The organism is Mycobacterium sp. 360MFTsu5.1 (assembly GCF_000383495.1).
In the GTDB taxonomy this organism is placed as follows: Bacteria; Actinomycetota; Actinomycetes; order Mycobacteriales; family Mycobacteriaceae; genus Mycobacterium; species Mycobacterium mucogenicum_B.
Genome location: NZ_KB911469.1, coordinates 117,717 through 131,407 on the forward strand (window position 1 = coordinate 117,717; position 13,691 = coordinate 131,407).

Here is a 13,691-nt window from a genome sequence, read left to right on the forward strand (position 1 = left end):
CGCAAGAATGTCATCCGTGGATTCAGACAGCCGCCAGCGCCAGATCGTCGAGTTCGCCCGCACCCGCGGGCGGGTCGAGGTGCTGGCGCTGGCCGAAGAACTGAACGTGGCGTCGGAGACCATCCGCCGCGACCTGAAGGTGCTGGCCGGGCGCCGCATGCTCAAACGGGTCCACGGTGGCGCCATCCCGCTGGAGACAGCAGCGTTCGAATCGACGGTGGAGTACCGCAGCCAGGTCGACCTGGCCCAGAAACACCGGATCGCGGCCGCCGCCGCGGATCTGCTGCACGGAGCCGAAACCGTTTATCTGGATGAGGGTTTCACTCCGCGGCTGATCGCCGAGCAGCTGGCGGATCAGGAGCTGACGGTCGTGACGTCGTCGCTGCTGGCCTCGGAAGCGCTGGCCCACAGCGCGACCGTGACGGTGATGCTGCTCGGCGGACGAATGCGCGGACGAACCCTGGCCACGGTGGACAACTGGGCCGTTGAGCGGTTGCGCAGCCTCGTCATCGACGTCGCCTACCTCGGCACCAACGGCATCACGCCCGAGCACGGGCTGACCACCCCCGATCCCGCGGTGGCCGCGGTCAAGCAGACCGCGATGTCGGTCGCGATGCGCCGCATCCTGGTGGCCGCCGATTCCAAATTCGGTGAGACCAGCTTCTGCCGGTTCGCCGACGTGTCCGACTTCGACGCGATCGTCACCGGTACGGAACTGCCGGCCGCGGAGGCGGCGCGCTATGAGGCACTAGGGCCGTCGGTGGTGCGCGCGTGAGCGTTGCGTGAGCGTTGCGATCGAGCCGATCCCGCAGCGCCGTTGGCCCGCCGGGTCGGGGTGTCAACGTGTATCGCTACATCGGTGCGCGGGCGAGCCTGGCTGAGCACATGCGCTACCCGGCCGAGTTGGCGCCCAACCTTCCGGACGGTTCGCGCGATGCGCTACGCAGTTGCAAGGCCCGAGCTTGAGGGCCCAACTGCCTTCACCACGAACAGCCGAACCGTCACCGATCTCCTGATGTAGGCCGAAAAACTCCTTGCTGTTCGAACATATGTTCGATACAATTGGGCATGGGCATCACGCCGGATCTCAACGCTCTTCTCGAGCGCCTTCGCGACGTGGCCGTCACCGACGACATGTCCAGGGACGACGCGGTGGCGGCGATGACGTGCGTGATGAAACTGCGCAATGTGATCGATCATCTGGCAGCGATGCTGACCGGGGCGCTGGATCGCCGCGGGGTGGCCGCCGCGCAGGGGCAGACGCCGCGGGAGCTGCTAGTGACGTTGGGATGTGCCCCGTCGGTGGCCGAGCGCTTTATCCGGGTATCGGGCGCCTTGCCGGCGTTACCCACGCTCGCGGCGCATGCTGCCGACGGGGCGATCTCCGGGGAGCATGTCGATGCGATCGTCAAAGGCATCAACCACATACGCGCCCGCGCACCCGGTGAGGTAGACGAAGAAGCCCGGTTCGCGCAGGTGACCGATCTGTTGGGACAGTTCTTCTCCGGCGCCACCCCCACCGACATCGACAAACGCGCCCGCCGGTTGGGCAACCGGGTCGCCGCCGCTGAAGGTGGCCTGCCGGCCGCCGAGGACCGGTCGATCAACACCGCCGACCACCGCGTCACCAGCGACGGGCGGGTCCAGATCCGCGCAGACCTGGACGCCGAAGTCGGCGCCAAATACATCGCGGCGATCGAACAAGGGTCCGCGCCGCGGCCCGAACCCGACGGCAGCCCCGATGTGCGCTCGGCTTCCCGGCGCCGCGCGGATGCGCTGGAGGCGGTGTTGGATATCGCGGCCCGCGGCGGGGACGTCGCCAGTTCGCCGCGCACCCAACTGCTGATCACCGTCCCGGCGGAGGCTCCGGATCTGGCCACGCTGGAGTTCATCGGGTCGATCAGCACCAGAGACCCCGTCGGCCCCGAACATCGGTGGGCCCTGGACCTGCCGGATCACCCGGTGATCGCCGTCGGCGACCGGCCGCGGCTGCAACAGGTGCTGACCAATCTGCTGTCGAACGCCCGCGTCCACACCCCCGCCGGCACCACGGTGGTCACTGCGCTCACCGATACCGCCGACGGTGCCATCTCGTTGACGGTGTCCGACAACGGGCCCGGCATCCCCGCCGATGTGCTGCCGGACATTTTCGAACGCTTCGCGCGAGGAGACGAATCCCGATCGCGTGCTGCCGGCAGCACCGGCCTCGGTTTGGCCATCGCGCAAGCCGTCGCCAAGGCACATCGCGGCACCATCGCAGTCGACAGCAGCCCGAATGGGTCTGCATTCACAGTGATGCTCCCGGCACGCGACGCATAGTCATAGCCGCGCCCCAGAGTCAACCAACGGACTACCCAGCTAGGCCGCAGAAGATGCGAGCATGTTGCAGAATCCGACCTTGCACCCTGCGCGGCTGCCCCAGACCGCTCATTCGCGGTCCTCAGTGACAGACCCAAGGTGGGCGCGGCCCGCTGTCGTGGCGCTACTGGTGTCCACCGCCGCGTTCTGGAGTGTGACGCTGGGCCGGATGGGTTGGGCCAACGCGTTTTACGCCGCTGCGGTGCAGGCCGGCACCCAGAGCTGGAAGGCCTTCCTGTTCGGCTCATCGGACGCCGCCAATGCGATCACGGTGGACAAGCCACCCGCGTCGCTGTGGCCGATGGAGTTGAGCGCCAGGATCTTCGGCGTCAACACCTGGTCCATCCTGCTCCCGCAGGTCTTGATCGGCGTCGCGTCCGTCGCCCTGTTGTATCTGATCGTGCGACGGCGATTCGGCGCAGTGGCCGGCCTGATCGCCGGTGCCGCGCTCGCTTTGACGCCGGTGGCCACGTTGATGTTCCGCTACGACAATCCCGACGCGCTGCTGGTGCTGTTGATGATCGGCGCGGTCGGCGCGCTGTTGCAGGCGGTGGAGGACGGCCGCACCCGGTGGTTGGTCCTGTGCGGTGCGCTCATCGGATTCGGTTTTCTGACAAAGCAATTGCAGGTCATGCTGGTGGTTCCAGGACTGGCCCTGACCTATCTGGTCGCCGGTCCGCCGCGGCTGCGCGCCCGGTTGCTCCAACTGATCGCAGCTCTGCTGTCGATGGTGGCGGCAGGTGGCTGGTGGGTCGCCCTGGTCGAGCTCATCCCCGCCGCCGACCGGCCCTACATCGGCGGGTCGACCGACAACAGCTTCTTGAATCTGACGTTCGGCTACAACGGCATGTCCCGCCTCAGCGGCGGTAAAGGCGGGTTCCCGGAGCCGCCACCGGGACTTCCCACGCCCCCTGGTGGCTCGCACGGCGGATTCCCGTTCGGGTCGGAGCCGAGCATCCTCCGGCTGTTCACCGGCGAATCCGGGGCCCAGGTCTCCTGGCTGCTGTCTGCCGCGTTGATCTTCCTGGCCGTGGGAATCATCCTGTGCGGCAAGGCTGTCCGCACAGACGCCGGACGCGCTCAGTACCTGGTGTGGGGCGGTTGGCTGCTCGGCACCGGCGGTGTGCTCAGTTTCATGTCGGGGATGTACCACGACTACTACACGATGGCACTGTCCCCCGCGGTCGCCGCACTGGTCGGTATCGGGGCGACCGATCTCTGGCGCCGCCGATCGACCACCTGGATCTGGCTGGTGCTGGCCGCGACGACCGCGATCACCACGGGCTGGTCGTGGGTACTGCTGAACCGCACACCCGATTTCGTGCCCTGGCTGCGCTGGGCCGTACTGGCGGCCGGGATTGCCGCAACGGCGCTGTTGCTGCTGGACCGCCTGCGCGGCGCCCGATTCGGATCGTGGGCTGCCGCCCTCGCCGTCGTCGCGGCGCTGGCCGGCCCGTTCTCGTACTGCGTGCAGACCGTGGCCACGTCACACAGTGGCGGCATCGTGACCGCGGGCCCGCAGGTGGCAGGCGGCCACTCCCCCGGGCCGCTCCCCGGATTCGACAAGGCGCCCAGCGCCAACCTGGCACAGCTCTTGCAGGCGAACGCCGCCGAGTACACGTGGGCGGCGGCCACGAACGGCTCCAACGAAGCAGCCAACTACCAGTTGGCTTCTGGCGAGCCTGTGATGGCGATCGGCGGATTCATCGGCAGTGACCCGTCGCCGACGCTGGCTCAGTTCCAGAAGTACGTCGCTGACGGGCAGATTCACTACTTCATCGGGTCTCGTGGACCGGGTGGACCCGGGATGCCTGACGGGCCCGGGCCGCAGGACAAGGACAAGTCACCGACCGAGGGCACCAAGATCGCCGACTGGGTGAAGCAGAATTTCACCGCTGCCGCCCTCGACGGGACGACGTACTACGACCTGACCGCGCCGCAGTACGACGTCAAGTAAGCCGCCGACGCAGAATTCGGTTGACGGACAACGCAACAGCGAATGACGCACCGGGCGGTTGACGATCAGGTCAGCCGCCCGGCTGCGTTCGGGTCCGCTCGGGCAAGGACCTGACAGCGATCTCGGCAGCAGGTTCGGTGACCTGCTGAATCACGATGGCAGCAACGGCCGCGCCCAATCCTGCTCCGACACTTACCAACCCGACGGCCGCCAGCACGATCCCAGCCCGACGACGCGTCGTGCGCTGCACGCCCATGAGACCATCTCCTCGTTGCAGAACATCCTGACAGCCGCAGACCATAGCTCAGCGACGTGCCGCGCGCCGAGCTCTCGAAAGTGCAGGCAGAGCACCGGAAATGGGCTGCGAACCGTGACTCACGGACAGACACCCATAATCGCCGCGTCCGGCTAATACTCTGGTGCGAAAGGCATTTCATCTCTCATCGACCGCCGCCGACGGCGACCGGGATCGAATCCGATTGACGACACGAGGCCCGTCGGACACCGCGAGCGCCGCCATATTCATATCGGCGCAATACGGAATCCATACGAATTCCCCAGCGTTGACCTTGAACCGGCTGGCGTTGTGGCCCGGCGGTCGGTAAGGATGGAACCGTGCCGTCCCTGCTCTGGTTCCGCCGAGACCTCCGGTTGAGCGATCTGCCCGCACTGTCGGCGGCGGTCGAGCAAGACCGTGAGGTGCTCGCCTGTTTCGTCCTCGACCCCCGTCTCGAGGCGTCTTCGAGCGCTCGCCGCCTGCAGTTCCTGGGAGATTCCCTCAGCCGGTTGCACGCTGATCTGGCCGGCCGACTGCTGGTCACCCGTGGTCGGCCGGAAGAACGAATCCCGTTGATCGCCAGGGAGATCAGCGCCTCCGCGGTTCATGTGTCCGCAGACTTCACCCCGTTCGGGCATCGGCGCGATGTGCGGGTCCAAGAGGCGCTGGGTGACGTACCGCTGGTGCCGACGGGTTCGCCGTATCTGGTCTCACCCGGCCGGGTCGTCAAGGACGACGGCACCCCTTATCGGGTGTTCACCCCGTTCTTCCGGCGGTGGCGCGATCACGGCTGGCGTGGGCCGGCGCGAACCGGGGTTCAGTCGGCACAGTGGGTGGATCCGGACGGTTTGACTGCAGCGGCGACCCAACCGGCCGATATCCCGAATCCCGGTGTGTCGCTCTACTTGCCCGGCGGCGAAGCGTCGGCGTTGCAGCAGTGGCGACGATTCGCCGACTCGGGACTCGCGGACTACGCCGAACAAAGAGACCGTCCCGAGGCCGACGGCACCAGCGGTCTGTCCGCGCACCTGAAGTTCGGCACCATCCACCCGCGCACCATGGTCGCCGATCTCGACCTCGGCGAGGGCGGTCATGCTGCGTATTTGCGGCAGTTGGCGTTTCGCGATTTCTACGCCGCGGTGCTGCACCACTGGCCGGACAGCGCGTGGCACAACTGGAACCGCGATTTCGACGCGATCGAGATGGACACCGACGCCGGGGCGATCCAATTGTTCGAGGCGTGGAAGCAGGGCCGGACGGGCTTCCCGTTCATCGATGCCGGCATGCGGCAATTGAGCGAGACCGGTTTCATGCACAATCGCCTGCGGATGGTCGCCGCGTCGTTTCTGGTCAAAGACCTGCACCTGCCGTGGCAATGGGGTGCCCGCTGGTTCCTGGAGCAGCTGATCGACGGTGACATCGCCAACAATCAGCACGGCTGGCAGTGGTCCGCCGGCAGCGGTACTGACGCCGCTCCGTACTTTCGGGTGTTCAACCCCACGGCGCAAGGGCAGAAGTTCGATCCATCGGGGGCGTACATCCGCCGGTGGGTGCCCGAGCTCGCGGATGTCGCGGACGCTCACCTCGCCTCGGGTCCACGTCCACCCGGTTACCCGTCACCGATCGTCGACCACGGCGACGAACGCGCCGAAGCACTTCGGCGATATCACGCCATCGGGAGTCGCGGCTGAACCGCCGCCAGCGAAACGTGCCGACCGCCCGGCTGCGCCCCCGGTCCACATCAGCGGTAACCGGTGCACGTGCCGGGCGGTCGAGTCGCTACGCCGACTCAGCGTCCGATCAGAACGGCGGAGGCGGCAGGAGCGGACCACCCGGCGGCGGAACGTCCGGCCCCGGAGGCGGGACGCCGGGACCACCGGGCGGCGGCAAACCGGGTCCGGGCGGCAGGATGCCCGGACCGGGCGGCGGGGGCGGCTGCGCGCCGGCAATCGCGGCGCCGAATCCCGCGCCGGTACCCATCAGCGCGATCGCAAGCAATGCGACCCCTGCGCGTTGACGTGTCTTGTGCTGCATTGACATTCGCACATCTCCTCGTTGTGGAACTACTGACAGTCGCCGACACTAACGCAATTTGTAAGTGGGGTGAATTGTCAAATTTCGATAACATCGCACCCCGGAACGTTATTCGAAAAACGATTCGGTCAATTTCACCAGCAGCCGGAATGCGGCTAACTCCATTGTTGGACAACCACTTTCACGAGTTCGCACACGGCCCTACAATTCTGATTCACTCACCGAACGAGTGAATAGAACACATTGCACACTTTCCGATCACCCATCTCGGCGCCATATTCATATCGGCGCAATACGGAACTCATACGAATTCCCCAGGCTCGGGGGCGGACGTGAGTCGCAACAACCACGATCACGTCGCGCGCACCGCGGAAATCAGGTCGATACCGCGGCGTATGGCAGCATCGAATGAGCGTCCCTGGCATTTGCCCGGAGCGCTCGAGATTCGGCCGTACCCGGGGGAAGGATTTCCATGCGTGTCACCACCTTGCTGATCACGGGAGTTGCGACTGCTGCCACCGCGGCGATCGGCGGAGCGGCCACGGCGCCGGCGGTCCGATCGAGTTGGTATGCGCAGTTGCGCAAGCCGGCCTACCAACCGCCACGTCAGGTGTTTCCGGTGGTCTGGCCGGCGCTCTACGCCGACATCGCCGTGGTGTCGGCCGCCGCGATCGACGAATTGGGGGCGACCGGCCGCGACAGCGAGCGCCGTGCCTACCGAAACGGGCTCGCACTGAACCTCGCGCTCAACGCGGCGTGGTCCTGGCTGTTCTTCAACCGCCGTCGCTTCGGCACCGCGACCGCGGTCAGCGCCGCGCTGACGGTGAGCAGCGCCGATCTGACGCGGCGGGCCACCGACGCCATCGGTGGGCGCGCCGCGCCGTTGGCGCTGTATCCGTTGTGGTGCGCTTTCGCCACCGTGTTGTGCGGGCACATCCGGCAACTGAACCGCCGAGCCGAACAGTCATAGCGTCCGAAGGTCTGGCACAGCACGGGGCAATCGACTTACGCTGGCGACTATCGCTCGATGCATGCGGAGGCCAGGTTGCAGAATCCGGAAGCTTTTCTCGACCAGTTCGCCGATGACGCGGCCGGGCGGGTGTTCGCCGAGCCGTACCACACACCCGATGGATCGACTGTGATTCCCGTCGCCAAGGTCAGCCATTCCGGCAGCGGAACGACGGCAAAACCACTGGGCGTCTTCGTGATCCGCGACGACGGAACGACCTGGGTGCCGGCCGTCGATGCCGACCGGATCGCGTTGATCGGCGTGGTGACGGGCCTGGTGGCCGCGACGATCGGCTGCCTGACGCTGCTGCGGCGCCCGCCCTGGCCGGACCTGTCCGACCACGGACACCCGGCTTCGCGTCGGCACCGCTGAGTTCGTCCGCGCCGGGCGCGGATTTCATCTCACAGATTCAAATCGTCGGCTTGTCGACACTTGCGTAGTTTCGCGAGCCCGCCTCTGGGTATCTGGTGTTGCGGGGGTCGTGGAGTTGTTCTGCCGCGGGACAGCGCGGAAGAGCGATTCCTCTTTCATCACGAGCACACGCAAGGAGTTCAACCCATGACCTTGAAGAAGACCGCAGCGCGTGCAGTCGCAACCAGCATGCTTGGCCTGGCCGGACTCGGTATCGGGGCCGGTCTCGCGCAGGCGGATCCGCATACCCCGATGCCGCCGCCACCGCCGGTACCCGGCATGACCGGACCTGGCGTAAACGCCGGAACTCCGGGCAATCCGCTCCCGCCGGGACACGGCTACCTCCCGCCTCCTGGACACGGCGGACCGATGCCGCAGGACCGCATTCCGTTCACCGCGACACCGTCCTGGGTCCTGGTCCCGGTCGTGCCGCCGATGGGAACGCCACCGGCACCGCCGCTCCCGGACTGGGCCACCGGTATGCAGGTGGTCTGGAACCCTGACCTGGGCGCTTGGGGCGTCTGGGACATGCAGGGCAGTGCGTTCATTCGCATCTAGCCAGTAACAAGCGGCCGCCACCCTGTCGTAGTGACGGGGTGGCGGTCGCCTGCCAGGCCGCCGACCGCAGCACTGGTCAGCACAATCCCGGGAAACTGTACGGAAACTCCCAGCCGCATCCCAGGCAGAAATGCTAACTCGGACGTCAATTCTTTCTACCGTTACCGCGGACGGTCAACAGCGGGCGGGCGGAAGGAACGACCATGGGTTGCTCACGGTACATCGGCCGGGTCGGCGCTCTGGCAGTGTTTCTCGGGGTCGGCGTATCGATCACGACCGGACAGACGACCGCCTACGCCGAGCCGTCATCGCCGTCGACAGACACTTCGCATGCCGCGGAGGCGGCAACCCCCGGCAAACCGGCGCCCAAGCACGCGCCCGCCCCGGCGACAGCGGCAGCGCCCGATGCCGCGGCGGCCACGTCATCAGACGGGCCGGCGCCATCGGCCCACAAACCCAAGCGACAGCCCAAAAACAAGGGCGGCGAAGGCAGAAGCGCGGACGCCGCCGACAAGCGCCGTGACGCGAACCCCAGTCACCACGCGGACAGCGCCGTCAAGGCAGGGCCGACCTCAACTTCCGGCGAATCCATCGGCGCCACAACAAAAATCAGTCAGCCGCAGCCCGCCGCCACGGTCAAGCGCTCCCCCACACCGGCCATCGTCACAACCGCGGCCGTGCCCGCGACCGCATCGGTAGTCCGTACCGCGGCGGCACCACTGGCAGCGGTCGTCACGCCCAACGTGTCGGCCCCGACTGTTCCCAACCCGATCGGCCAGATCGTCACCGCGGCAAAGCAACTCCTCAGCATCGCGCTGAAACCGCTGGTGTCGGTCCTGCCGTCGAACGTGCCCGCCAATTCACCGGCCTTGTGGACGGTACTCGCGTGGGTGCGCAGGCAGATCGAGACGAATCTCCTTCCGCCCCATGTGGTTTCCGCCTGGAATGTGACCAGCCCGAACCTGCTGACCAACCCCGGCGCGGAGCTGGGTGATCCGTCGCTGTCCGGCGGCAGCACGGTGTCCATCCCCGGCTGGACCGTCACCGGCACGCCGACCGTAATCAAGTACGGCACCGTGCGCCAGCTCCCGTTGGGTCTGCCGACGCCGGGGCCGACGCTCCCGGCCATCTTCAACTTCCCCAGCGATCGGCCCACCCCGGGCGACACCCAGTTCTTCGGCGGCGGCAACGTCGCAACCTCCACGCTGACCCAGACGGTCGATCTCAGCGGCGCCGCGGCGGGCATCGACGCCGGCACGACACCGTTCAAGCTGAGCGGATTCCTGGGCGGCGCCATGATCGATCCTTCGGCCGCGTCGATCAAGGTCACGTTCTTCGACGCCGGCGGGACACAGCTCGGCGTCGGCAAAGTGGCACCGGTCGGTCCCCTCGAGCGCTGGTTCCAGACCGGATTGCTCGAACGCAGCACCGAAGGCACCATCCCCGTCAACACCCGAACCGCGCAGGTGGTCGTCACGCTCAAGGACTCGAACCCGCTGACCGGCGGCTACAACAACGCGTTCGCCGACGATCTGTCCTTCACCGTCGGGGCGTCGCTGCCGGCACCGCCGCCGCCCACGCCGCCGAAGTCGACGGTCGGCGCACTCGACCACATCTTCATGGTCTACCTGGAGAACAAGGGCTACAAGGACATCGTCGGCAGCGCCAACGCGCCGTACCTCAACAGCCTGATCGACACCTACGGCGTCGCGACCGACTACCACGCGCTGACGCACCCGAGCGATCCGAATTACTACCCGATCCTCGGCGGCTCCGACTTCGGCCTCAGCTACAACTGCGCGACCAACTGCATCGATGCCACCAACCTTGCCGACAGAATCGAATCGGCGGGCAAGACATGGGCCGGCTACGCGCAGGGCATGTCCGCCGCTGGGCCCTACGTGTCGACAAGCGGTTACGCGCCCGACCAGTTGCCTTTCCTGGCATATAGCGACATCTACAACAACCAGGCCCGCGCCACCGCGCATCTGCACCCACTGACCCAGATGGCGACAGATCTCTCGTCGTCGGCCACCACTCCCAATTTCGTGTGGTTCGCGGCCAACGAGGCCAACAACGGTGAAGGGCCGCTCGACTTCCCCGGCGGCTATCTCAATTACATCGGGGCGCTGCTCACCAACCACCAGTACAACGTGAAGGCGGCCGACCAGTTCGCTCAGCAGACCATCCCGACAATTCTGAATTCGGCGGTCTGGAACGACCCGACGCAGAAGTCGGCGATCGTCGTCACATTCGACGAAGACACCGACAACCTCTCGCTCGGCTTCGGCAACGGCGGCAATCGCGTTGTCACCGTGGTGATCCCATCTCCGGCAGCCGTCGACGCCGGGATGCGTTCGGGGAACTTCACCAGCACCAGCTACGCCAACCACTACAGCCTGCTGCGCACTATCGAGGATTCACTGCAATTGGGGCCGTTGACCAACAACGACGCCTACGCCGCGCCGCTCAACGACTTCTGGGGCACGCCGCCGGTCATGCCGTAGCCCAAAACGACAGTCGGACCCGAGGAAAACCTCGGGTCCGACGTCTGCTTACCGTTGGGTCAGCGGATCAGAACCAGTCGACCTGCGCCTCGACGGTGGTGCGGTCCAGGCTGGCCAGCAGGTCCAGCTGGGTCGTCACCTTCGGCAGCTCGTAACGGAAGAAGTACTGCGCGGCAGCACGTTTCCCGTCGTAGAAGTTGCCGGTGTTGCCGCCGGCGGCAACCAGCTGCTCCAGCCAGATCCAGGCCATCACGATGTGGCCGGCGGCTTCCAGGTAAGCGGTCGAGTTGGCGAGCGTGGTCTCGGGATCGCCCGCGGCCCACAGCACCGCGGTGACCTCGGCGAGGCGGTCGGTCTGCGCCTGCAGGTCACGCGCGTAGCCGGCCGTCGCCTCCGACTGCAGTGCGGTCTGGACGGTGTCACCGATCCGGCTCTGCAGCAGCTTCAGGCCGGCGCCGCCCTGCATGACCACCTTCCGGCCGAGCAGGTCGATGCCGTGAATGCCATGCGTGCCTTCGTGAATGGCGTTGAGGCGGTTGTCGCGGTACTGCTGCTCGACGTCGTACTCGGTGGTGTAGCCGTAGCCGCCGTGAATCTGGATGCCGAGGTTGTTGGCTTCCAGGCACCACTGCGACGGCCAGCTCTTGGCGATCGGCGTGAGGACCTCGAGCATCAGCTCGGCCTCGTCACGCTCGGCCCCGGTGAAGATCTTGATCTGGTCGACCAGCCGTGCGCAGTACAGGCCGAGCGCCAAAGCGCCTTCCACGTAAGACTTCTGGGCCAGCAGCATGCGCTTGACGTCGGCGTGCTCGATGATCGCGACCTGTGCCCGCGACGGATCCTTGTCGCCGACCGGACGGCCCTGGGTGCGCACCTTGGCGTACTCCAGCGACGTCAGGTAACCGGCGTAGCCGATGGCGGTGGCCATGGAGCCGACAGCCACGCGGGCCTCGTTCATCATGTGGAACATGTAGGCCAGACCGCGGTGCTCCTCACCCACGAGGTAGCCGACGGCGCCGGGCTCGTCGGTGGGCTGGTGGCTGCCGTCACCGAAGTTCAGCAGGGCGTTGGTGGTGCCGTGGTTGCCCATCTTGTGATTGAGGCTGACGAGCGCGACGTCGTTGCGGGTGCCGTCGGTCAGGAACTTCGGCACGATGAACAGCGAGATGCCCTTCACGCCGGGGCCGCCGCCGGGGACCTTGGCCAGGACCAGGTGCACGATGTTCTCGGACAGCTCGTGGTCACCACCGGTGATCCACATCTTGGTGCCGGTGACGCGGTAGGTGCCGTCGGCCGCCTTGGTGGCCTTGGTGCTGATGTCGGCGAGCGACGAGCCGGCGTCCGGCTCGGAGAGGCACATGGTGCCGAAGTAGCGACCCTCGAGCATCGGGCGCACCCAGGTGTCGATCTGCTCTTCGGTGCCGTACTCGGTCAGCAGGTTCGCGTTGCCGACAGTGAGGAACGCGTACGAGAAAGTGGCGGGGTTCGCGGCACGGAAGAACGCGGCCGACGACTGCGCAACCACGTTGGGCAGCTGCATACCGCCGACACGCTCGTCGAACGAGCTGGCCATCAGGCCCGCGCCGTTGAAGTCGTCCAGCGCCTGCTTGATCTCGTCGATCAGCACGACCTTGCCGCTCTCGTCCACGAACGGCGGGTTGTGGTCGGCCTTCTTGTTGTGCGGCGCGAAGCGCTTGGTGGCGATGTCGGCGCTCAGATCGAGGACGGCATCGAAGGTGTCCCGCGAGTGCTCCGCGAAGTGCTCGTGCTTGGTGAGCTCGACGACGTCAAGCCACTCGTACAGCAAGAAGTCCAGGTCGCGCCGAGACATGAAATCAGTCACTGGGTTCTACCTTCCAATGCAGCCAGACATTAGCAGTCGCTCATTTCCTAAGCGATTGCTAATATCGCCTATCGGTCAGGCCTGTGTCAACTGTGTGTACGATCACGTGCACATGAAGACCGACCGGACGACCGACTCGGCCGCAGCCGAGCGCATCCGGCGGGCGGCCATCGAGGCGTTCGCGGAGTCCGGCTACGGCGGCACCTCGACCCGTCAGATCGCCAAACGCCTCAACATGAGCGCGACGGCCATGTACCCGCACTACCGCTCGAAAGAAGAACTGCTCTACGCCATTGCCCTGGAAGGGCACGGCAGCCTCCTGGCGACGCTGCGCGCCACCGATGATGCCGCCGCACCGAGCGCGGAGCGCTTCCACACGGTCGTCGCGGCGTTCGCCACCTGGCATGCGGAAAACAGCAAGCAGGCCAGGGTCGTGCAATACGAACTCCACGGCCTGACCCCGGCCCACTACCGAACCATCGCCCCATTGCGGCACCAGGTCACCGCCGTCATCGCCAACATCATCGAAACCGGCATGGCGACAGGCGAATTCCATGTCGACAACCTCGACGACGTGGTGATGGCGATCTCGTCGCTGTGCGTCGACGTCTGCCGATGGTTCCCCTCGCGCACGCACCGCGACCCCCACAAACTGGGCGAGATCTACGCCCAGGTCGCCGCCCGTCTGGTGCGCTGACCGCACCCTGCGGAGTTCCGTCGGAAGCGCCGTCGCGCGC

Annotated in this window: 11 protein-coding genes; 9 read left to right on the plus strand and 2 right to left on the minus strand. The window is 66.4% G+C overall.

Translation table 11 applies throughout. The annotated features are described in order from the left end of the window. Positions 1 to 16: 16 nt before the first annotated feature. The 4 genes from H289_RS0119620 (at position 17) to H289_RS0119635 (ending at position 6,283) form a co-directional block, all read left to right on the plus strand. A complete protein-coding gene (locus tag H289_RS0119620) occupies positions 17 to 775 on the plus strand; it encodes a DeoR/GlpR family DNA-binding transcription regulator (protein ID WP_020102522.1) in 759 nt (252 codons plus the stop codon). Between the two features lie 293 nt (positions 776 to 1,068). Continuing rightward, positions 1,069 to 2,319, plus strand: a complete 1,251-nt coding sequence (locus H289_RS30875) for an ATP-binding protein (protein WP_231388081.1) — start codon at positions 1,069 to 1,071, stop codon at positions 2,317 to 2,319. Positions 2,320 to 2,380: 61 nt separating this feature from the next. Then, a complete protein-coding gene (locus tag H289_RS0119630; protein ID WP_029105471.1) occupies positions 2,381 to 4,315 on the plus strand; it encodes a glycosyltransferase family 39 protein in 1,935 nt (644 codons plus the stop codon). A gap of 615 nt (positions 4,316 to 4,930) precedes the next feature. After that, positions 4,931 to 6,283 carry a cryptochrome/photolyase family protein gene (locus H289_RS0119635; RefSeq protein WP_020102524.1) on the plus strand — a complete coding sequence of 451 codons (1,353 nt, stop codon included), beginning with the start codon at positions 4,931 to 4,933 and terminating at the stop codon, positions 6,281 to 6,283. Between the two features lie 109 nt (positions 6,284 to 6,392). Here the strand turns inward: H289_RS0119635 and H289_RS30880 are convergent, their stop codons facing one another. Next, positions 6,393 to 6,632: a hypothetical protein gene (locus H289_RS30880; RefSeq protein ID WP_051128539.1), complete on the minus strand. Its 240-nt coding sequence runs from the start codon at positions 6,630 to 6,632 to the stop codon at positions 6,393 to 6,395. A 466-nt stretch (positions 6,633 to 7,098) separates the two neighbouring features. On the opposite strand from H289_RS30880, the gene H289_RS0119645 reads away from it, so the two are divergent. The 4 genes from H289_RS0119645 to H289_RS30890 all read left to right on the plus strand — a co-directional run bounded on the left by H289_RS0119645 (position 7,099) and on the right by H289_RS30890 (position 11,111). Further along, entirely contained in the window at positions 7,099 to 7,596 is a 498-nt protein-coding gene (locus H289_RS0119645) for a TspO/MBR family protein (protein ID WP_020102526.1), read from the plus strand. Positions 7,597 to 7,653: 57 nt separating this feature from the next. Next, positions 7,654 to 8,007, plus strand: coding sequence for a GerW family sporulation protein (locus tag H289_RS30885; RefSeq protein ID WP_020102527.1), 354 nt, complete (start codon positions 7,654 to 7,656; stop codon positions 8,005 to 8,007). Between the two features lie 186 nt (positions 8,008 to 8,193). Then, complete coding sequence (locus tag H289_RS0119655) at positions 8,194 to 8,604, plus strand: hypothetical protein (protein ID WP_020102528.1); 411 nt, start codon at positions 8,194 to 8,196, stop codon at positions 8,602 to 8,604. Between the two features lie 203 nt (positions 8,605 to 8,807). Continuing rightward, a complete protein-coding gene (locus tag H289_RS30890) occupies positions 8,808 to 11,111 on the plus strand; it encodes an alkaline phosphatase family protein (RefSeq protein WP_020102529.1) in 2,304 nt (767 codons plus the stop codon). Positions 11,112 to 11,178: 67 nt separating this feature from the next. On the opposite strand, the gene H289_RS0119665 is transcribed toward H289_RS30890, so the two are convergent. Beyond that, on the minus strand, positions 11,179 to 12,942 hold the full coding sequence (locus H289_RS0119665; RefSeq protein ID WP_020102530.1) for an acyl-CoA dehydrogenase: 1,764 nt from the start codon (positions 12,940 to 12,942) through the stop codon (positions 11,179 to 11,181). A gap of 124 nt (positions 12,943 to 13,066) precedes the next feature. Here H289_RS0119665 and H289_RS0119670 point away from each other — a divergent pair, with 124 nt between their 5' ends. After that, positions 13,067 to 13,651 (plus strand): TetR/AcrR family transcriptional regulator, encoded by a 585-nt coding sequence (locus H289_RS0119670; RefSeq protein WP_029105473.1) that lies wholly within the window; start codon positions 13,067 to 13,069, stop codon positions 13,649 to 13,651. The last annotated feature ends 40 nt before the right edge of the window (positions 13,652 to 13,691 follow it).

Coding starts and splice junctions, on each gene's coding strand:
- H289_RS30875 (WP_231388081.1), top strand. CDS start 1,069: ATGGGCATCACGCCGGATCTCAACGCTCTTCTCGAGCGCCTTCGCGAC.
- H289_RS0119630 (WP_029105471.1), top strand. CDS start 2,381: ATGTTGCAGAATCCGACCTTGCACCCTGCGCGGCTGCCCCAGACCGCT.
- H289_RS30880 (WP_051128539.1), bottom strand. CDS start 6,632: ATGTCAATGCAGCACAAGACACGTCAACGCGCAGGGGTCGCATTGCTT.
- H289_RS0119645 (WP_020102526.1), top strand. CDS start 7,099: ATGCGTGTCACCACCTTGCTGATCACGGGAGTTGCGACTGCTGCCACC.
- H289_RS30885 (WP_020102527.1), top strand. CDS start 7,654: ATGCATGCGGAGGCCAGGTTGCAGAATCCGGAAGCTTTTCTCGACCAG.
- H289_RS0119655 (WP_020102528.1), top strand. CDS start 8,194: ATGACCTTGAAGAAGACCGCAGCGCGTGCAGTCGCAACCAGCATGCTT.
- H289_RS30890 (WP_020102529.1), top strand. CDS start 8,808: ATGGGTTGCTCACGGTACATCGGCCGGGTCGGCGCTCTGGCAGTGTTT.
- H289_RS0119665 (WP_020102530.1), bottom strand. CDS start 12,942: ATGTCTCGGCGCGACCTGGACTTCTTGCTGTACGAGTGGCTTGACGTC.
- H289_RS0119670 (WP_029105473.1), top strand. CDS start 13,067: ATGAAGACCGACCGGACGACCGACTCGGCCGCAGCCGAGCGCATCCGG.